Origin of the sequence: Streptomyces cinereospinus (assembly GCF_042430725.1) — a bacterium.
GTDB lineage: Bacteria > Actinomycetota > Actinomycetes > Streptomycetales > Streptomycetaceae > Streptomyces > Streptomyces cinereospinus.
Map to the genome: position 1 here is coordinate 34139 of NZ_JBHMCY010000007.1, position 18030 is coordinate 52168.

Consider the following 18030-nt stretch of genomic DNA (forward strand, 5'->3'; position numbering starts at 1 on the left):
GAGCATGGCCTCGCGGTTCGCCGCGTAGGCGGGGTCGTGGGTGTCGAGGGCGGACGGGAGAACCGTCACAGCAGGGCCTCCGGGATGTCCAGGTGGCGGGAGCGCAGCCATTCGCCGAGGGCTTTGGCCTGCGGGTCGAAGCGGTGCCGGGCGGCGGCGCCCGCGCCGAGGATCCCCTCGACGACGAAGTTCAGGGCGCGCAGGTTCGGCAGCGGGTGGCGGACGACGGTCAGGCGGGCGGTCTCGGGCAGCAGCAGCCGGAAGGTGTCGGCGGTGAGGGTGTGGGCCAGCCACCGCCACGCCTCGTCCGTGCGGGCCCACACCCCGACGAGCACGGGCAAGATATCGGCGCTGTGGACGGGTACACCGACGACGGTCCGGCTCGATGACCTGGACATCATCTGCCTGGTGCTCCAGTGCACCACGGCGGACCTGCCGGTCCACGAGCCGGAGGTGGCGGCGGCCAGGCGTCCGCAGGCCGAGCCGCAGTCGGCCACCGGGTCCGCGTCCGTAGTGCCGCGGCTGGGCCGCGGCCGGACCCTCCCGCCGCTCTGATGGCGCCACCGAGGACCTGCCCACGGTGCCGACAGCGGCCGGTGTCGAGTCAGGGCGCGAAGTACTGCCACCGCTGTCGGCCGAAGCCGTGCGACCCACCTCCGTGCCGTCAGTGCGGATCGACCGAGGACTATTGGACGGCGTTCAAGTGCCGGCACTGTTACCGGGGTTCGTCAGCCGAGCGTCCGGCGTCCTGCCCGGACTGCTTCGCCTGGGGGATGCTGCGGCGCTACGGCCGCATGTGCGTGGGGTGTCGTGGCTGGCGTCGGCTCTGCCCGAACGCCGGCCCGTGCCGGATCTGCGGCCGCGTCCTTCACCTGGGCGAGACCGGCGCGTGCCGGCTGTGCACGAAGCAGGCCCAGATGCTGCGGCCCCGCCGCCATGCCCTGGACCTAGAAGGGGCCAACCGGCACGGCCAGCAGCTGTACTTCGCGGACACCGAACGGCGCTTGCAGCTGCTGAACCCGAAGTCGTCGCGGCGCCGGCCTGAACCGGCTCCGCAGCCCCTCCCCGCCACTGGTGCCGGCAGAGCATCAGCAGCTCGTCCTGTTCCCCCCGTCCGGCCGGGACCTGCGGCGCGGCCAAGAACGCGGCTTCCCCGACGTGGACGCACCCGAGATCGCAGCGGCGCTGAAGGCCGCGGTCGACGACTACGCGCAACGCCACGGGCTGGGGTACCACACCGCCTGGGGGCTGGACCGCGGGCTCCGCGTCTTGCTGAGCATCCAGGAGACGCCTAGCGCCCGGTTCCGGGCGACCGACGTCCTGCTGCTGCGTGACCTGCTCCTCCCGGTCAGACCCCTGCTGAGACTGCTCGCGCAGCTCGACATGCTCGAAGACGACCGCACGCCGAACATCGTCCCCTGGTTCCGTGAGCGCACCGCTGGCCTGCCCGAACCGATACTCGGCGAACTCACCACCTGGTTCGAACTGAAGCTGTCCGGCAGCACCACCGCACCGCGCGTCAAAGCACGACCGCACCGGTGGATTCAGAGGATGGTGACGAACGCGCTGCCCGCCCTGCGATCCTGGGCGGACCAGGGAAAGGACTCGCTGAGGTCCATCACCCGTGCCGACATCCTCGCCATCCTGCCCGACAGCGGAACCCCGCGCGTCGACATGCTCCAGGGCCTGCGGCACATCCTGCGGCTACTGAATGAAGAACCGGCGGATCATCTTCACCGACCCCACCGCCCGGATCTTCTGCGGAGTGCCAACCGCCACCATTCCCCTGCCCGTCGAGGTCGACGCCCTCCGCGAAGTCCTCCACGATCAGGAGGTGCCGCGGGCCGCACTGGCCGCCTTGGCCATCTTCCACGCGCTCACCTCCGGGCAACTGCGCAGCCTGAAGACCACCGACCTGCGCGACGGGCGATTGTTCCTGGCGAACCGGGCTGTCCTGCTCGCCGACCCCGTGCGTACTCGCCTGGGGGCCTACCCGGACTACCGAAACCACCGTTGGCCCCGCACCGCCAACCCCCACTTGTTCGTCTCCCAGACCACAGGCTGCGGCGTTGAGCCGGTCAGCCACGTCTGGATCAACGACGTGCTCGGCATGCCCACCAGTCGGCTCCATGAGGACCGCCTCCTCCACGAGGCCGAGGCTACCGGTGGGGAACCCCGTCGCATCTGCGACTTGTTCGGCCTGTCCGTCGGCGCGGCTCTGCGTTGCACCAGCACCATCGACCAACCCGGCTTCATCGAGCGCAGTCTCCGCAACGCGGGACCGGCACGGCGGCCAGGGCCCGAGTAGCAGGAACGGGCTTTCACCCGTTCCAAGGTCGGAGAAGGTGCTACCAGCCTTTTCACCGCGGCTGCCGCATCCTCATCAGGAGGCCGGTTTCGCGAGCCACCACTTGACATCGAAAGCGGTTTGGTCCGCGGGGGCTTTCTTCGGGTCTTCCATGGTGTCGATGAGGAACGACTCGCTGTTCGGTATGGCGTGCACCTGTGCCAAATCGTCCGGGAAGGTGTGGTTCCAGAGGATGCGGCGGCTCTTCACATCCCAGACCACCACTCCCACCGCAGCGGCCACGGCGCGCTGCCCGTCACCCAAGACTGCGGAACTGTCGATGACTCCACCGCCGGTGATCGTCTTCTCTGCGACTGCCCGGCCGGCCGTGAGGTCGAGGACGACCGCGTGGCCCCCTGCGGTGGCTATGCTGGCGAGGTTGCCAGGCTCGTTGAGCGACACTCTGTAGATGTCGCACCCGCAGCGGATCGTCCCGCCGATGCGCTTGCCGTCCTTCGCGTTCCAGGTGTCAACACCCTGCTCGGAGGCGGCGCGTACCAGCCCGTCCTCGGTGACGGCCCAGTCCTCGTAGCCTGTGAGGGACTGCTCCTTCGTGGGCGGCGGTCTGCGTAGGACCTCCGTGTCCCCGGTTTTAAGATCAAGCATGGTGATGTCGAAGGAGCCGGAGACGAAGAAATCACCGTCTGGAGATATGGCACCTTGGGGAGTGTCCGGTACACCGCCCGGGGGACCGTCCAATGCAAAATCGGAGGTATCGCCCCCCGAGAGGCTCACCACTCGGAGCCTGCTACCACCATCGTTCCCGATGCCTAAAATGGCGATGGTCTCGCCGTTAGCGGAGACCTCAATATTTCGCACCATACGGCCGGGAAAGGTGGTCAATAATTCGGGCGTGGCCGTACTGCCCTCGGAAATGTCGATGGAATAGACCGCTCCTCCGCTGCTCGTCAGGACGTGTTCCTCGTCAAGTGCGGCTATGATGCCCCCCACGCCCTCGGGGGGCGTCAGCTCGGTGAGAGTGTAGCTGACACGTTCCGAAGTCCTCTCGGCCCGCGCGTCGTTGGCCGGTGGACCGTCCGATTGCCAACGGGACACTCCGAAGCCGATACCGGCTGCGGCAACGCAGGCGATGACCAGCAGAAGAACACGCAATCGCATTCGCATACTCCTCACGGCGTGTCCTTCCCTGCCTGACGTGGTGGGACGAGCGGATCACCGACTGCGAGTTTCTGGCCGGACTCGGCATCTACCCACTGGCTCTTCCAATCCCAGTCCCAGCCCGATGTCCGAGCTTCGGGGGCTGTCTGGAAGTTCTCCCCGTCATCATCGACCCGCATATGCACCTGCTCTTTCCCCGATATGAGGTCGAGTTCCAGGTACCAATGGTAAACTGCCTCCTTGGCCGTCGCCGAGATCAGGAATGTTTCGATCTCGCCGGGCTCGACCGTGAAGCCGAACGGTGCGCCGTCCTTGGAGTTGTACTCGGCACGAGGCTGAGGGCTGTCGAGGTCGATGGTGAGGAGGCGGAGATTTGCCGAGCCGGCCGAGGGGCAAGCGACGCCGACGTGAGGTGCCGGTTCCTCCCGGGAAACGACGACCACCCGAAGATTGGCGATCTGTACCTGACGCGGTGCATTGCCCTGGACCGTCACTTGCAGTCTGCTCTCGCCCGCGTCGGTCCCGCCGTTCTTCAGCAGCCAGTCGTGGAAGCCGGTGCACCCGTCTCCTGGCCCTGTCGTCGGCGTCGCGCCCTTGGGAAGGACGCCGTGCACGCTCGTGTCATCGAACGCGCCGACCCTCGCTGGATTCGTCTCGACGGAGATCGTGGCGAGCGGCGCGTCGTTCTGTGTCAGTTTATCTGCCCCGTCCGTGAGGCGCGTGACGCCCCACGAGACGATCCCCACCACCACCGTCGTGACGACCAGTCCGGGCAGCGACAGCCATAATTCCCGTCGCCGCCTCCTCTCCCCCTGCCCGGTATCCCCAGGTTCAGGCGTCCCCTGTCTGGTATCCCCGGGTTCAGGCCTCCGACCGTGGTTTGCCATACGTGCCCCCGCTCTCACCATGGTTCCCTTCCGGCGCAGTGTCCCACCGCGTCGGTGTTGGCCGCAGTTGTCTTGTCACTCGTACGAGGGTCTGTGTAGCGAGCGCGGTGGCGTAAGTCGTCCTACAGCGGCAGCAGCGGCGGCGAGTGCATCGAATGCGCCCCCCTCGGCACCGCCGCCTGGCGCAAGGCCTCCTACAGCGGCGACACCGGCGGTGAATGCGTGGAGGTCGCCGACCTCACCGCCCACATAGCCCTCCGCGACTTTAAGAACCCCGCCCAAGGAACCCTCACCGTCACGGCGGAGGCCTTTACGGCCTTCGTCGCGGCCGCGTCGCGAGGTGCCCTCGGTGGCTGAGGGCGCCGCGCCCGTCGTCAGGACGGTGTCGCCGTGACCGGGTTTCCGCGGCCGGCGACCTGGGTCCGGATCGCGCCCATGCTCGCCGCGATGACCAGGGCGATGGCCGCGGCCTCCGGGGCGGTCAGGGCCTGGTCCAGGACCAGGAAGCCGGCCGTGGCGGCGATGGCCGGTTCCAGGCTCATCAGGACGGCGAAGGTGGGGGCGGGCAGGCGGCGCAGGGCGAGGAGTTCGAGGGTGTAGGGCAGCACGGAGGACAGCAGGGCGACCGCCGCGCCCAGCGCCAGGATCTCCGGGTCCAGCAGCGTCGTACCGGCCTCGGCGACACCCAGCGGCAGGAACAGCATCGCCGCCACCACCATGGCCAGCGCCAGCCCGTCCGCCTGCGGGAAGCGGCGCCCCGTACGGGCGCTGAAGACGATGTACGCCGCCCACATCGCGCCCGCCGCCAGCGCGAACGCCGCGCCGGCCGGGTCCAGGCCGTCGAACCCCCCGCCGCCGAGCAGGAAGACGCCGGCCAGGGCCAGGCCCGCCCAGAGGAAGTTGACCGCGCGGCGGGAGGCGACGACGGACAGGGCCAGCGGACCGAGCACCTCCAGGGTGACCGCCGGACCCAGCGGAATCCGGTCGACGGCCTGGTAGAAGAGGCCGTTCATCGCGCCCATGGTGATCCCGAAGACCACGACCGTGCCCCAGTCGGTGCGGGAGTGCCCGCGCAGCCGGGGCCGGCACACCAGCATCAGCACGACCGCCGCCACCACCAGCCGCAGCGTGACGATGCCCAGCGCCCCGGCCCGCGGCATCAGGCTGACCGCGAGCGCGCCACCGAACTGCACCGACAGCCCGCCCGCCAGCACCAGGCCGACCGGGCCGAGGGAACCGAACGCCGCGCCGAAACGGCCACCGCGCGCCCGCCCCGGTCCCGGCACGGGCGCCGGGGACGGCGCGGACGAGGACGGCACCGCGGACGAGGACGGCACCGGGGACGAGGGGGTGGCGTTCGGGGTGCTCACGGGGCCTTCCAGGGGCTCGGGACGGACCGGGGGGCGTGTGGCTCGCCGTGCGGAGCAGTCCAGGACAGTGGACTCGCCAGTCCAGGGTAGTGGACCAGGTCAGGCGTGTGAACCGCTTATGCCACTGACCTGCCGGACGCGGGGCGGTGGTGCCGTCGTCCGAAACGCCGTCTCAGCCGACGGACGACGTTTCGACCAGGTTTCCCCCACCGGCTAGTCTCCCCTCGTGGCTGAGATCCAGATTCCTGCTGACATCAAGCCCGCGGACGGTCGATTCGGCGCGGGTCCCTCCAAGGTGCGGGTGGAGGCGCTGGACGCCCTGGCCGCCACCGGTACGTCCCTGCTCGGCACCTCCCACCGCCAGGCCCCGGTGAAGAACCTGGTCGGCAAGGTCCGCGAGGGCATCTCCGAGCTGTTCCGGCTCCCCGACGGCTACGAGGTGATCCTCGGCAACGGCGGCTCCACCGCGTTCTGGGACGTCGCGACGCACGGCCTGATCGAGAACAAGTCGCAGCACCTCTCCTTCGGCGAGTTCAGCTCCAAGTTCGCCAAGGCCGCCAAGCTGGCCCCCTGGCTGGCCGAGCCCGACGTCATCTCCGCCGACCCCGGCACGCACCCCGAGCCGCAGGCCGCGGCGGGCGTGGACGTCTACGCGTTCACCCACAACGAGACCTCCACCGGCGTCGCCATGCCCATCGAGCGGGTGGCCGGCGCCGACGAGGGCGCGCTGGTGCTGGTGGACGCGACGAGCGGCGCCGGCGGTCTGCCGGTGGACATCGCCGAGACCGACGTCTACTACTTCGCCCCGCAGAAGTCCTTCGCCTCCGACGGCGGCCTGTGGATCGGCGTGTTCTCCCCGGCGGCGATCGAGCGCGCCGAGCGGATCCACGCCTCCGGCCGCCACGTCCCGGAGTTCTTCAGCCTCCCGACGGCGATCGACAACTCCCGCAAGAACCAGACGTACAACACCCCGGCGCTCGCGACCCTGTTCCTCCTCAACGAGCAGCTGGAGTGGATGAACGGCCAGGGCGGCCTGGACTTCACCACCGGCCGTACGAAGGACTCCTCGACCCGCCTGTACACCTGGGCGGACGAGTCCAAGTACGCCACCCCGTTCGTCTCCGACCCGGCCAAGCGCTCGCAGGTCATCGGCACGATCGACTTCACCGACGAGGTGGACGCGGCTGCCGTCGCCAAGGTGCTGCGCGCCAACGGCATCGTCGACACCGAGCCGTACCGCAAGCTCGGCCGCAACCAGCTCCGTGTCGCGATGTTCCCGGCGATCGACCCGGCGGACATCGAGGCCCTGACGAAGTGCGTGGATTACGTCATCGAGAAGCTCTAGCCTCCGGCGGCGATGCGTGAAGGGCTCCCGGCAATCGAATGACGCCTTTGGCGTATCCGGGACCTGGACATGACGTCGGCCTTCGTGACCCGGCGTGGTCGTGAAGGCCGACGTTGCATGTGAGTAGGTGTCGGTGTCGCCGCTCGCCAGGAAGGTCGACGGGCTCTCGGTCGGCGCGCCGGATCACTCCCGTCCCCGGGCGGAGCAGGAGGTGATCCCACTTCCATCGCCTCAACGCCTGGTGGATCGACACGGTTGCCGTGACGCACCGTACGACAATAGAGTCGCTCAGGTGACTGCCGGGTCGGCCATGCGCCATACACGAGTAAGGCACCCGGCCTCGGCGTGAACCCGAGGCGGGCAAGAGCCCCGCCCTTTCTCCGCGTCTTCCCTTCCTGCGCCCTACGCGGCGCTCCACAGCGGATCCAAGACTCGGAGACACATCCACACATGCCACGTGATCAGCACCGCCGGCCTGAACCCGAATCATCGGCCACCGTCCAGCTGAACCACACCGCCGTCTACGCTACGGACCGGCAACTGTCGGCCGAGTTCATCGCAGCGATCCTGGGGCTGAAGGTCGGCGCCCCCTTCGGGCCGTTCTTGCCCGTCGACCTGGGCAACGGCGTGACACTCGATTACTACGAGAAGCGTGAAGAGCCGATCCAGCCTCAGCACTACGCGTTCCTCGTGCCCGACGATCGATTCGACACCATGATCACCCGCCTGGAAGCGGTCGGGGTCACCTATTACGCCGACCCGGGCCACACCGAACCCGGCCGGATCAACCGCCTCTTCGGCGGTCGCGGCGCCTACTTCGACGATCCGGACGGCCACAACATGGAGATCATGACTCGCCCCTACACCCGGCCGTAGCAGACCGCCGAGCGGCGCGTCGGGTCTTCCACGCCATGTGATTCCCCAGCCCCTGGCCCCGAGCCGACGCCTGGCTCCGCGATGTGGCTGGGGAGCCACGGGGAATCGCCGGGGCCCATACGTGCCTTCTACTGACCGAACTGCGCGAGGAAGGCGGCCCATCCCTCCCGGGACACGGTGAGCAGCGGACCGTCCTGCCGCTTACTGTCACGGACGGCCCGGCCGCCGGATGCCGTGTGGGCGACCTCTACGCAGTTGTTCTCCTGCCCCGAGTAGGAGGACTTCCAGAAGCGGCCTACAACTTCGGTCACGATCCGTCTTCCTTCAAGCTCCGCAGTATGCCCCGGATGAGCTTGGCGCTCGCGTCCGGCGCCAGTGCGGACGATCGTAGTAGGTCGTAGGCATTGGCGTAAGCGGCCAGGTCTTCAGAGCCTTCGAGGACCGATGTGCCCCGTAGGTTGTCCAAAGTAACTGCCTCGACGGTCGGTTCCTCATCGAAGCTGAAGGAGGAAAAGGCGGATGTGGCACCAGCCAGCGCTCCCGCGCTGAACGGCAGCACCTGCACGGTCACGTTCTTGCGCTTGCCGATCTCAAGGATCGCGGACAACTGATCCCGGTGAATGTCGACGCCCACCAACGGATGCGTGATGACCGCCTCCCAGAGGATCGCCGTGTACGACGCCCCACCACCCTCGATCTTCGCCTGCCGCCCCACGCGGACCGTGACCAACTGGGCAACCCGTTCCGGATCGATGAAATGAGGGCCACCTGCGATGACGGCCTCCGCATAGGCCGGCGTCTGCAGCAGACCCGGCACCATGACCGGCTGCCACTCGCGGATGTAGGTCGCGTCGTCCTCCAGCGCAATGTGGTCCACGTAATCCGGCCGCAGGTGTGCGGCGTGCTCCAGCCACCAACCCCGGCGCTTGGACTGACGGGCCAGCCCCTCCAACTTCTGCCGGACTTCAACGTCACGTACCGCGTACGCGTCCAGTAGCGCCCGGATCTCGAGCGGGCGCGCGGACACATGCCCGGTTTCTATGCGGCTGACCCTGGTCTGGTGGGCCGCAATCACCTCGGCGGCCTGCACCTGATCCATCTTCGCCGCCAGCCGATACGCCTTGAGCGCGGCGCCAAGTCGCCGGCTGCGTACGGTCGGTCGTCCCCCGACGGGCATCCCAACCACCTCTCTTCGTCGCAACCCGACTCTAGAGCAAGCGGAGATCGAACATACATCTAACAGCATGCATGCACCTCACTTAGTTGCGAGTCTTCCCTAAGCGGCCCTAACCTCATGGACCAACGCAGCTTGCAGAAGCGCAACTTGCCGCTCCCTCAGGAGGCTCTCGCCCCCATGCCCGCAATCGAGACCTTCCGCATCCCCAAGCACAGGCGCCACGTGGCGACGGCCCGACAGCGTTTACACAAAGCCCTCGCCGACTGGGGCGTCGCCGACCAACTCGCGGACGCCGTACTCCTGCTGGCCAGCGAACTCGTCCCCAACGCGGTACTCCACTGCCGCGTGACCTACGCGCTGGTCGGGGTCACCCTGACGCTCGACGGACCGGAACTGACCCTGGAGGTCTCCGACCCGGACCGGGACAGACTCCCCCGGCTCCAAGACTCCGGCCCCGACGAGGAGGGCGGACGCGGGCTGACCCTCGTATCGGCACTGTCGGACGCGTGGGGCTGCCGACAGGACCCGTACACCAAGTGCGTGTGGGCCCGTTTCACGCTCGTGGGGAGGCGCGATGTGGCTCCGGCGGCTCCCTGAGACGCTCGCCCGGCGGCGCACCGGCCGGACGGCGGCAGCCCTCGCCCGCGAGGTACGCGAATCGGACCCGTACGTGTGGCCACTCCTCAGTCCGTACGACGCCCGCTGGCGCCGCTGGCACAAGCGCTGCCGCGCGGCGGGCCGCTACCTGCCGTGGCCGGGTGACGACCCTTGCTGGACGACGCCGGACCGGCCGCAGCCATCGCCCTGGCGAACCGAGGACGACGTGGTGCGGCCATACGTCCTCAGACCTTGATACTCCGGCGGACCCGGGCGATCACCTGCTGCGCCTCGACCCCGTAGACGGCCGACTCCGCGAGCGTGTCCCAGACGCGGCGATAGAGAGCGATCGTTTCGGCATCGTCGAGCCATAGTTCGGCGTGCCAGTCCTCAAGGACGACCACGCGCTCATCGAGCATGCAGAACGAGTTCGCCGGTGGAAGCCGTAGTGCGCGGTCCAGCGGAATGATGCCGAGGCGGACCGTGTCCATGCCCACGAGGCCGAGCAGCCGGTCCAGCTGTGCCACCAACACGTCCGGCGGACACACCTGAGCCCACAGCACGCCCTCCCACATGAGCAGCTTCAACTGCTTGCCCGGCTGGTAAAGCCACTCCTGTCGCCTCATCCGGGCTCGCACCGCTTCCTCGGTGTCTCGTGGAGAACGCCGGAGATCCGTGTAGCGCTCGAACACGTGGCGCGCGTAGTCGGCGGTCTGCACCATGCCGCAGACGGTGCTGTTCTCCCACATGACCAGGGTCCGGGATTCCCGTACGAGAGTGTTCCACGCCTCCTGGACAGGACCGTGTCCCGCCGCGAGCTGACGGCGCCAAGAGCGGATGTGGCTTTCGAAGCCCTTCAGCCGGGCGCGCAGTTCCGGAAGCACGGTGGGCTGTCCCACGGTCTCGGCCCACGCCTTCAAATCGTCATCCGTCGGCGTCTGCTTGCCGTTCTCCAGCTTGCTGACCTTCGACTGAGGCCACCCCAGCCGCTGCGCCACTTCTGTACCGGTGAGCCGGCCACCAGGGCTTTCGACGCGCAATTTCCTTAGTCTGCGGCCCAGTTCCTCACGCGCCCGCTGATAGTCCGTGCTCACCGGTACCCGTTCGTGTCTCTACGTGTCGCCGTTCATCTCGGCCGTGAACCGCTTCCACGGTACGGCGTGGTGCCAGGCGGCATCCCGGATCATGCAGCAGCGCACCACCTCCGCGGGCTCCGTGATCAGGTCCACGTGGGTGAGTTCGTCGTCCTGGTCGAACTGCAGGAGCGCGACAAGGCGGCTGTCGAACAGCCAGAAGTCCTCGGCGGGCAGGCGGAGTCGATCGGCGTCGGCTCGCCACATATTGCGGATGTCCTCACCGAAGCCGATGTTTCCCTTGGCGCAGTTGAGGAGGTAGCGCTGCCCGAGGGTGACGGGCCGGTCCACAAGGCGCACGCGTTCCATGCGCTTGCCCTGCTCGGTCTGCGCGCGGATCGTGTCGCGGAACCACCTGACCTCCGAGGCGTCCGCCCAGTCGTCGCCGACCTCCCCGGTGTCAACGAACCGCTGCCAGTGGTCGTTCTTCTCGTCGCTGGCGTACCGCTGGCGGGTCTCCAACCGCCACGCGGTGTGCTCGAACTTGCCGAACAGGCTGCCGAACTCGTCCAGATCGATCGTCCGCACCTGCCGCGTCCGCTCCTTCGGCGTCCAGTCCACCAGCAGATCACGCGGAACCACCACCGCGACCTCCCCCTCCGAGAGGTGCTGGAGCTGCGCGAGATCATTGTGATCAGTGAGCGGGGGGCCGTGCACGATCACCTCACCGGTGTCCAAGTCCTCGTGCACGGAAGGGCATCCGGTAACTCCGCTGCCCGTCCCGTTGAACCGTAACCTGCGCGCCACGTACGTCCGCCTTTCACTCATAGACGTTGTCGGTACGCCCCACCCTGTCGGCTGCACTGGGTGAATGTCCATGCATGCAGAGTGACCACGCGAGAATAACGGAGAATACTCACGCCCTCGCTCCCCTCCCCCTCCCTACGGTCGTCCCGAAGCCACACCGACCAGGAAGGGGCAGCAATGCCGAACCGGATTGACCTGTACCGACTCGACCTCACCGGCGCCTCGTTCACGACGGCGTGCGGTGGCAACACCCACCCGGACGGCGAATCCTGCGTGACCCTCGCCCGCATCGGTGAGGACGCCTGGGCCCTCGGCGACAGCAAGCAGCCGGACGTACCGCCGTTGCGGTTCACCACGGAGGAGCTGAGCGTGGCGGGCATCGACCCGACGCGGTTCGGCCTGACCATCTGAGCGCCTCCTCTCCCGGTAGGTCCGGACACGGCTTCGCGCTGCCTGGACCTACCGGGGATTCGTGATCACGGCAACGACACCGAACAGGACCACCGGTGCACCACCACGGCTATCTGTGGACCGGTCCGAAGGACCGCTTCGACCAGGAGGCACTGCGGCGCCCTCCCCACCCCGAACCGCCCCCGCCCGACAGCCGCCCCGAGCTGATCAGGCGGTACCGCGAAGTGGCCGCGGAGTTCCCCGCGTCGGACCTGCCTCCGTTGGAGACGGCCTACTGGCTGGTCAAGCCGCGTTCCCTGGTGCGGGGTACCTGGCCGGATGCCGGGGAAGCGGCGGCATGGCTCAGGGAGCGGCTGACCGAGTACGCGCCCCGCTTGACCTCCGGCGCCCCGTGCGACCCGGGCCACCTGTCCCTCCTCGTCGCATCCGCCGCCGACCGGCTGGGCTCAGGCGCCGACGTGTCGTTCGGCTTCTACCTCGAACGACCCTCGTACCTTTCCCTGTCCCTGGTCACCTGCTCCCCCAACCGTGGGAACTCCGCACTTCGCTGCCCCTTGGCATGACTCGGCGGTGAACCGCTCATCCCGCCTCACCGGCTGAGCCGCTGGAACCTGCGCACCGCGAGCGGCCGGTCAGCCCCGGCGGCGCAGCCGGCGCAGGCCCAGGAGCAGGGCGCAGGCGACGGCCGCCGCGACGGCGCCGGTTCCGGCGGAGAAGCCGCCGCCGTCCTCGTCCGCCGCCGAGCCGCCGCCCCCGGCGGGCGGCGTGGCGGAGCCGGCGGGCGCGCCGGGGGCGTCCAGGGGCTCCACCGTGCTTCCCGCGCCCTCGTTGCCGAACATGACCTTCGTCCCGTCGGCGGTGTACGTCACCGACTCCCCCTGCCCCAGGGACGGCACGCCCAGCCGCCCGGTGCGCCGGATCCGGCCGTCGTTCCAGTCGTAGGCGAGCGAGCCGAAGTAGCTGCGCACCACCAGCCGTTCGCCGTCCGGGGAGAACGCGGCGTCGGTGGCCTCCAGGTCGGCGACCGGGGCGACGGGCTCGAAGACGTTGGTGCCGCCGGCCGCCAGCTCCGCCGGCCCCTGGTAGAGGTGACCGCCCGCCTCGTTCTTGTCGATGATGTAGACGCGCCCGGTCCTCGGGTGCACCAGCAGCGACTCCGCGTCGCGCGGCCCGTCCGCGTACCGGACGACGTACTGCGTGGCCCGGACGGTGCGGTCCGTCAGCTCCTCGGGCTCGGGCAGCCGGTAGATCCAGACGTGGTCCCAGGTGCCGCCCAGGTTGTCGCCGATGTCGCCGACGTAGATCTGGTCCCCGGGGCCGATGGAGACGGCCTCGATGTCGCGGGGGCGGCCGACGCCGGTGAGGGTGAGGGTGGCGACGGTCTCGCCGGTGGCGCCGTCCACGGCGTACAGGTACGCCCCGTCGTCGCTGTCGTTGTGGGTCCAGTAGACGCCGGGGTGCCGGTGGGAGGCGGCGAGGCCGCTGGACTCGGTGATGCGCGGGTCCTTGATCGTGAACCCCTCGTCCCCGTCGGCGGCGGAGGCGGTCGGCACGGCGAGCGCCCCCGTGAGGAGGACCGCGGCGAGGAGGGCGAGGCGTCGGCGCATGCCCCAAGACTGCCACCCCGCACGGGGTTCCACCGGGGTGGCGGGCCTCACACCTCGTCCCGCCGGTGATCGTCCATGATGAGCGGATGCTCCGGTTCATGCCCGTAGGCGACTCCATGACCATCGGCAGCGCGGGCGAACACACATGGCGCTACCGGCTGTGGCGGCACCTGTGCGAGACGTACGGCAGCCCGTTCACGTTCGTCGGCCCGCGCGAGTCGCTGTACGACAAGACGGCCGAGGCGCCGGTGTCGTACGCCTACGCCGAACCGGGCTTCCCGCGCGCCCACCTGGCCGGCTGGGGCGAGGGCTGGCTGCACCTGGCCCCGCTGATCGGCGGGGCGGTCCGCGACTGCCGCGCGGACGTGCTGCTGGTCTCACTGGGCCTGATCGACCTCGGCTTCTACACGAACGCCGAGCAGACGGCGGAGAACGTCCGCGCCTTCGTCGCGCACGCGCGCGAGGCCAACCCGCACGTCCGCATGGTGCTGCTGCCGGTGATGCCGAACGTGCGCTGCGCGTCGGACGCCTCCTTCGCCGCGCGGGTGACCGCCTTCAACGACCTCCTCGCCGAGACCGTCGCCGACCTGGACCGGCCCCGTTCCCCGCTGCTCACGGCGGCGCCCCCGGCGGCGTACGACATCCACACGGACACCTACGACGGCACCCACCCGAACGCGAGCGGCGAACACGCCGTCGCCGGGGCGTTCGCGACGGCCCTGTACCAGGCGTGGGGACTGGGCGGGGAGTACCAGGCGTGGGGACTGGGCGGGGAGTACCCGGACCGATGAGCGTGAGCCGACTGCGCGGCCGTGCCCGCCGGGCGGGCGGCCCGGTCGCGGTGGCCGTGGGGGTGGTGAACGTGCTGCTGTGCTGCGGGCTCCTTCCGCTGGCGACCGGGGGCCTGCCGGGCGCCGGGGCCACCACGAGGGAGCAGGAGAACGCGGCCCAGGAGCTCGCGTTCCAGATCTTCGGCTGCTGGTTCCTGGGCGGGCTGCTGCTGTTCGCCGTGCTCGGCCTGGGGCGGGCGCTGTGCGTCCACCTGGCCACGCTGCTGCTCGCGCCGGCCGCCGTGCTCGTGCTGAGCGCCGTGGTCCTGGTGTGACGCACGGCGGGTCCGGGTCCCGGGACCGGCAGTGCGTCCCTCGCGCTTGCCTGGAGCGCACTCCAGGCCGTTGGCTTGGGGACCATGAAGTACACGCAGCTCGGACGCACCGGACTCAAGGTCAGTCGCCTCGTCCTCGGCACGATGAACTTCGGCCCCCAGACCGGGGAGACCGACAGCCACGCGATCATGGACGCGGCGCTGGACGCGGGGATCAACTTCTTCGACACCGCGAACGTGTACGGCTGGGGCGAGAACAAGGGCCGTACCGAACGCATCATCGGCGACTGGTTCGCCCAGGGCGGTGACCGGCGCGACAAGGTCGTCCTCGCCACCAAGGTGTACGGCAACATGGGCGCGGACGGCTCCCCGGCCTGGCCCAACCACGACCGGCTCTCCGCGCTGAACATCCGGCGCGCGGTGGACGCCAGCCTCGCCCGGTTGCGGACCGACCGCATCGACGTCTACCAGTTCCACCACGTCGACCGCGCCACGCCCTTCGAGGAGATCTGGCAGGCGATCGACACCCTGGTGCAGCAGGGCAAGATCCTCTACGTCGGGTCCAGCAACTTCCCCGGCTACAAGATCGCCCAGGCCAACGAGATCGCCGCCCGCCGTCACGGCACCATCGGCCTGGTCAGCGAGCAGTGCCTGTACAACCTCTTCGAGCGCCGCGCCGAGATGGAGGTCGTCCCGGCCGCGCAGGACTACGGGCTCGGGGTCATCCCCTGGTCGCCGCTGCACGGCGGACTGCTCGGCGGGGTGCTGAAGAAGGAGGTCGAGGGCGGGCGCCGGGCCTCCGGGCGAGCCGCCGACACGCTGGCCGACCCGGTCGCCCGCGGGCGGATCCAGGCGTACGAGGACCTCCTCGACAAGCATGGGGTGGAGCCCGGTGAGGCCGCCCTGGCCTGGTTGCTCACCCGGCCCGGCGTGACCGGCCCGATCGTCGGCCCGCGCACCGCGGAGCAGCTCGGCTCCGCGCTGCGGGCGGTCGAGCTGGAACTGCCGCAGGAGCTGCTGACCGGCCTGGACGAGATCTTCCCGGGCCCGGGGCCGTCCCCGGAGGCGTTCGCCTGGTAGCCGCCGCGGCCGCCGTACGGAGGGGGGCGCGGGGGCGGGCGGCCGGCCACGGTCGCGCGGGCCGCGCCCCCGCTCCCGGGCGCCCCGCGGGGCGCGCTACCGCACGGCCGAGGCCAGGGCCACCACGACGAACATCAGCACAAGCGCACCGGCCATGATCCGGTTCCGGGTTTTCGGGTCCACGTACCGAGACTAACCGGCCCCGCCGAGCGGCCAGCGGGCGACCGCCTCGTAGCGGGGCTGCTCGCCCGGCACCCCGGAGGTCGGCAGGTTGCTGCGCACCAGCGCCAGCTCCTGCACCGTCCAGGTGCGGCTGGTGAATCCGGCCAGCGCGTCGAGATACGGGCGCAGGTCCCGGGCGTCCCGGCTGCGGGCCAGGGTCAGGTGGGCCTTGTAGCGCCGGTGCTCCCCCAGCTCCAGGCCCGCCTTGCGGGCCGCCGCCTCCGCCCGCTCGGCCAGCAGCCGCAGCGTCGCCAGGTCCCCGGCGGCCCCGGCCCACAGCGCCCGCCCGTGCCCGAACTGTCCCCCGCCCCGCACGGCCAGCTCGAACGCCGGCGTGCGGTGCGCGGCCCGCTCCAGCCGGGCCGACAGCTCCGGTACGACGTCCTCGCCGACCTCCCCGTAGAAGGCGAGGGTGAAGTGCCAGCCGGGCCGCCCGGTCCAGCGCAGCCCGTCGGCGCCGGGCAGCTTCCGCAACACGGCCAGCTCGGCCGCGAGGTCGCGGCTGACGTCCGCGGGGGGCAGTACGGCGGCGAAGAGTCTCATGGGGCCAGTCTGCCCGGGCCCCTCCCCGGGCCCGGGCAGGCTCCGGGCCCCTCCCCGGGCCCGGGCAGGCACCGGTCCGCCGGGCGCCGCGGCGCCCGCTCACGCCACCGCCGCCAGCTCCTCCCGGCGCTCGCGGGGCACGAAGCGCACCCTCGGGTGGCCGCGGTGCCAGCCCACCGACAGCCGCAGGTTGCCGGCGCGGGCCAGGACCAGGCCGATGGCGAGGGCGGCCAGGGCCGCCACCGCGCCGCCGGTGGCGAGCCCGACGCGGGCGCCGTAGGTGTCCGTGATCCAGCCGACCAACGGGGCGCCGACCGGGGAGCCGCCCAGGAAGACCATCATGTACAGGGCCATGACCCGGCCGCGCATCGCCGGCTCGGTGGCCATCTGGATGCCGGTGTTGGCGGTGACGTTGACCGTCATGCCGAAGACGCCGAGCGGGATCATCAGCAGGGCGAACAGCCACAGCGACGGGGTCACCGCGGCCAGTATCTCCACCGTGCCGAAGACCAGCGCCGCCGCGGTCAGCAGCCGCATCCGGACCGTGCTCCGGCGGGCGGCGAGCAGCGCACCGGTCACCGAGCCGACCGCCATGAGGGTGTTGAACAGGCTGTATGTGCCCGCGCCGACGTGGAACACCTCGTCCGCGAAGGCCGAGAGGTAGACCGGGAAATTGAACGCGAACGTCCCTATGAAGCCGACCAGCACGAGCGGCCATATCAGCTCCGGGCGCCCGGCGACGTACCGCAGGCCCTCGCGCAGCTGCCCCTTGCCGCGCGGGGCGCGCTGGACGGGGTGCAGTTCGCGCCCGCGCATCAGCAGCAGGCCGACGAGCGGGGCGACGTAGGACAGGCCGTTGAGGAGGAACGCCCAGCCGGTGCCCACGCCGGTGATCAGCACGCCCGCGACGGCGGGGCCGATCAGGCGGGCGGAATGAAAGTTCGCGCCGTTCAGGCTGACCGCGTTCTGGAGCTGGTCGGGGCCGACCATCTCACTGACGAAGGACTGGCGGGCGGGGTTGTCGACGACCGCGGCGAGGCCGACCGCGAAGGCGGCGACGTAGACGTGCCAGACCCGCACGTGCCCGGTCAGGGTCAGGGCGGCGAGGGCCAGGCCCGTGAGCGCCATCGCCGTCTGGGTGACCATCAGGGTGGGGCGCTTGGGGAGGCGGTCGACCAGGACGCCGCCGTACAGGCCGAAGAGCAGGATCGGCAGGAACTGGAGGGCCGTCGTGACACCGACGGCCGTGGCGGAGCCGGTGAGGCTGAGGACCAGCCAGTCCTGCGCGATGCGCTGCATCCAGGTGCCGGTGTTGGAGACGACCTGGCCGAGGAAGAACAGGCGGTAGTTGCGGACGCGCAGCGAGCTGAACATCGAGGACGGGCGGGGGCCGGGGGCGGGCCGGGTGTCGTGGGCGGCCGGTGCGGGGGCGGAGTCTGCTCCGGGTCCCGTACTCAACAGGGT

General features: G+C 70.1%; 21 protein-coding genes and 2 pseudogenes. 12 read left to right on the plus strand and 11 right to left on the minus strand.

Going from position 1 to position 18030, the window contains the following annotated elements; genetic code table 11:
• Positions 1 to 65 precede the first annotated feature (65 nt).
• A pseudogene (locus ACFF45_RS05330) lies at positions 66 to 329 on the minus strand (AtuA-related protein); the annotation flags it as partial.
• Here ACFF45_RS05330 and ACFF45_RS05335 point away from each other — a divergent pair.
• Entirely contained in the window at positions 310 to 555 is a 246-nt protein-coding gene (locus ACFF45_RS05335; RefSeq protein WP_381342550.1) for a helix-turn-helix domain-containing protein, read from the plus strand. The pseudogene ACFF45_RS05330 and the gene ACFF45_RS05335 sit on opposite strands and share 20 nt — an antisense overlap.
• Before the next feature lie 1156 nt (positions 556 to 1711).
• Entirely contained in the window at positions 1712 to 2308 is a 597-nt protein-coding gene (locus tag ACFF45_RS05340) for a hypothetical protein (RefSeq protein ID WP_381342553.1), read from the plus strand.
• 75 nt (positions 2309 to 2383) lie between these two features.
• Here ACFF45_RS05340 and ACFF45_RS05345 read toward each other — a convergent pair whose 3' ends face one another.
• A complete protein-coding gene (locus ACFF45_RS05345; RefSeq protein WP_381342556.1) occupies positions 2384 to 3466 on the minus strand; it encodes a WD40 repeat domain-containing protein in 1083 nt (360 codons plus the stop codon).
• Positions 3467 to 3477: 11 nt separating this feature from the next.
• Positions 3478 to 4353, minus strand: coding sequence for a hypothetical protein (locus ACFF45_RS05350; RefSeq protein WP_381342558.1), 876 nt, complete (start codon positions 4351 to 4353; stop codon positions 3478 to 3480).
• A 111-nt stretch (positions 4354 to 4464) separates the two neighbouring features.
• Here ACFF45_RS05350 and ACFF45_RS05355 point away from each other — a divergent pair.
• Positions 4465 to 4518 (plus strand): annotated as a pseudogene (locus ACFF45_RS05355) (DUF397 domain-containing protein); the annotation flags it as partial.
• A complete protein-coding gene (locus ACFF45_RS05360) occupies positions 4504 to 4710 on the plus strand; it encodes a DUF397 domain-containing protein (protein ID WP_381342834.1) in 207 nt (68 codons plus the stop codon). The pseudogene ACFF45_RS05355 and the gene ACFF45_RS05360, both read left to right, overlap by 15 nt.
• Positions 4711 to 4727: 17 nt before the next feature.
• Here the strand turns inward: ACFF45_RS05360 and ACFF45_RS05365 are convergent, their stop codons facing one another.
• Entirely contained in the window at positions 4728 to 5723 is a 996-nt protein-coding gene (locus ACFF45_RS05365) for an EamA family transporter (RefSeq protein ID WP_381342561.1), read from the minus strand.
• 226 nt (positions 5724 to 5949) lie between these two features.
• On the opposite strand from ACFF45_RS05365, the gene serC reads away from it, so the two are divergent.
• Together serC and ACFF45_RS05375 are read left to right on the plus strand one after the other, a co-directional pair.
• Positions 5950 to 7068, plus strand: coding sequence for a phosphoserine transaminase (serC, locus tag ACFF45_RS05370; RefSeq protein WP_381342564.1), 1119 nt, complete (start codon positions 5950 to 5952; stop codon positions 7066 to 7068).
• Between the two features lie 450 nt (positions 7069 to 7518).
• Entirely contained in the window at positions 7519 to 7944 is a 426-nt protein-coding gene (locus ACFF45_RS05375) for a VOC family protein (RefSeq protein ID WP_381342567.1), read from the plus strand.
• 128 nt (positions 7945 to 8072) lie between these two features.
• Here ACFF45_RS05375 and ACFF45_RS05380 read toward each other — a convergent pair whose 3' ends face one another.
• Together ACFF45_RS05380 and ACFF45_RS05385 are read right to left on the minus strand one after the other, a co-directional pair.
• Positions 8073 to 8255 carry a DUF397 domain-containing protein gene (locus ACFF45_RS05380; protein ID WP_381342570.1) on the minus strand — a complete coding sequence of 61 codons (183 nt, stop codon included), beginning with the start codon at positions 8253 to 8255 and terminating at the stop codon, positions 8073 to 8075.
• A complete protein-coding gene (locus ACFF45_RS05385) occupies positions 8252 to 9121 on the minus strand; it encodes a helix-turn-helix domain-containing protein (RefSeq protein ID WP_381342573.1) in 870 nt (289 codons plus the stop codon). The genes ACFF45_RS05380 and ACFF45_RS05385 overlap by 4 nt, the downstream gene beginning before the upstream one ends.
• Positions 9122 to 9298: 177 nt before the next feature.
• Between ACFF45_RS05385 and ACFF45_RS05390 the strand changes: the two genes are divergently transcribed.
• Positions 9299 to 9718, plus strand: a complete 420-nt coding sequence (locus tag ACFF45_RS05390) for an ATP-binding protein (protein WP_381342576.1) — start codon at positions 9299 to 9301, stop codon at positions 9716 to 9718.
• Positions 9719 to 9963: 245 nt separating this feature from the next.
• Here ACFF45_RS05390 and ACFF45_RS05395 read toward each other — a convergent pair whose 3' ends face one another.
• Both ACFF45_RS05395 and ACFF45_RS05400 read right to left on the minus strand, forming a co-directional pair.
• Positions 9964 to 10812 (minus strand): helix-turn-helix domain-containing protein, encoded by an 849-nt coding sequence (locus ACFF45_RS05395; protein ID WP_381342579.1) that lies wholly within the window; start codon positions 10810 to 10812, stop codon positions 9964 to 9966.
• An 18-nt stretch (positions 10813 to 10830) separates the two neighbouring features.
• Entirely contained in the window at positions 10831 to 11598 is a 768-nt protein-coding gene (locus ACFF45_RS05400; RefSeq protein ID WP_381342582.1) for a DUF6879 family protein, read from the minus strand.
• A gap of 177 nt (positions 11599 to 11775) precedes the next feature.
• On the opposite strand from ACFF45_RS05400, the gene ACFF45_RS05405 reads away from it, so the two are divergent.
• Together ACFF45_RS05405 and ACFF45_RS05410 are read left to right on the plus strand one after the other, a co-directional pair.
• Positions 11776 to 12009, plus strand: coding sequence for a DUF397 domain-containing protein (locus tag ACFF45_RS05405; RefSeq protein ID WP_381342585.1), 234 nt, complete (start codon positions 11776 to 11778; stop codon positions 12007 to 12009).
• Between the two features lie 95 nt (positions 12010 to 12104).
• The gene (locus ACFF45_RS05410; protein ID WP_381342586.1) at positions 12105 to 12572 is read left to right on the plus strand and encodes a hypothetical protein; all 468 of its coding nucleotides are present in this window, start codon (positions 12105 to 12107) and stop codon (positions 12570 to 12572) included.
• A gap of 69 nt (positions 12573 to 12641) precedes the next feature.
• Here the strand turns inward: ACFF45_RS05410 and ACFF45_RS05415 are convergent, their stop codons facing one another.
• On the minus strand, positions 12642 to 13616 hold the full coding sequence (locus ACFF45_RS05415) for a WD40 repeat domain-containing protein (RefSeq protein WP_381342589.1): 975 nt from the start codon (positions 13614 to 13616) through the stop codon (positions 12642 to 12644).
• Between the two features lie 86 nt (positions 13617 to 13702).
• Between ACFF45_RS05415 and ACFF45_RS05420 the strand changes: the two genes are divergently transcribed.
• The 3 genes from ACFF45_RS05420 to ACFF45_RS05430 all read left to right on the plus strand — a co-directional run bounded on the left by ACFF45_RS05420 (position 13703) and on the right by ACFF45_RS05430 (position 15801).
• Complete coding sequence (locus tag ACFF45_RS05420) at positions 13703 to 14407, plus strand: GDSL-type esterase/lipase family protein (RefSeq protein ID WP_381342592.1); 705 nt, start codon at positions 13703 to 13705, stop codon at positions 14405 to 14407.
• Positions 14404 to 14721, plus strand: a complete 318-nt coding sequence (locus tag ACFF45_RS05425; RefSeq protein WP_381342593.1) for a hypothetical protein — start codon at positions 14404 to 14406, stop codon at positions 14719 to 14721. Before ACFF45_RS05420 ends, ACFF45_RS05425 begins: the two co-directional genes overlap by 4 nt.
• A gap of 84 nt (positions 14722 to 14805) precedes the next feature.
• Positions 14806 to 15801, plus strand: a complete 996-nt coding sequence (locus ACFF45_RS05430) for an aldo/keto reductase (protein WP_381342596.1) — start codon at positions 14806 to 14808, stop codon at positions 15799 to 15801.
• A 192-nt stretch (positions 15802 to 15993) separates the two neighbouring features.
• On the opposite strand, the gene thpR is transcribed toward ACFF45_RS05430, so the two are convergent.
• Both thpR and ACFF45_RS05440 read right to left on the minus strand, forming a co-directional pair.
• The gene (gene thpR, locus ACFF45_RS05435; RefSeq protein ID WP_381342599.1) at positions 15994 to 16566 is read right to left on the minus strand and encodes an RNA 2',3'-cyclic phosphodiesterase; all 573 of its coding nucleotides are present in this window, start codon (positions 16564 to 16566) and stop codon (positions 15994 to 15996) included.
• A gap of 99 nt (positions 16567 to 16665) precedes the next feature.
• On the minus strand, positions 16666 to 18024 hold the full coding sequence (locus tag ACFF45_RS05440; protein WP_381342602.1) for an MFS transporter: 1359 nt from the start codon (positions 18022 to 18024) through the stop codon (positions 16666 to 16668).
• Between the last annotated feature and the right edge of the window lie 6 nt (positions 18025 to 18030).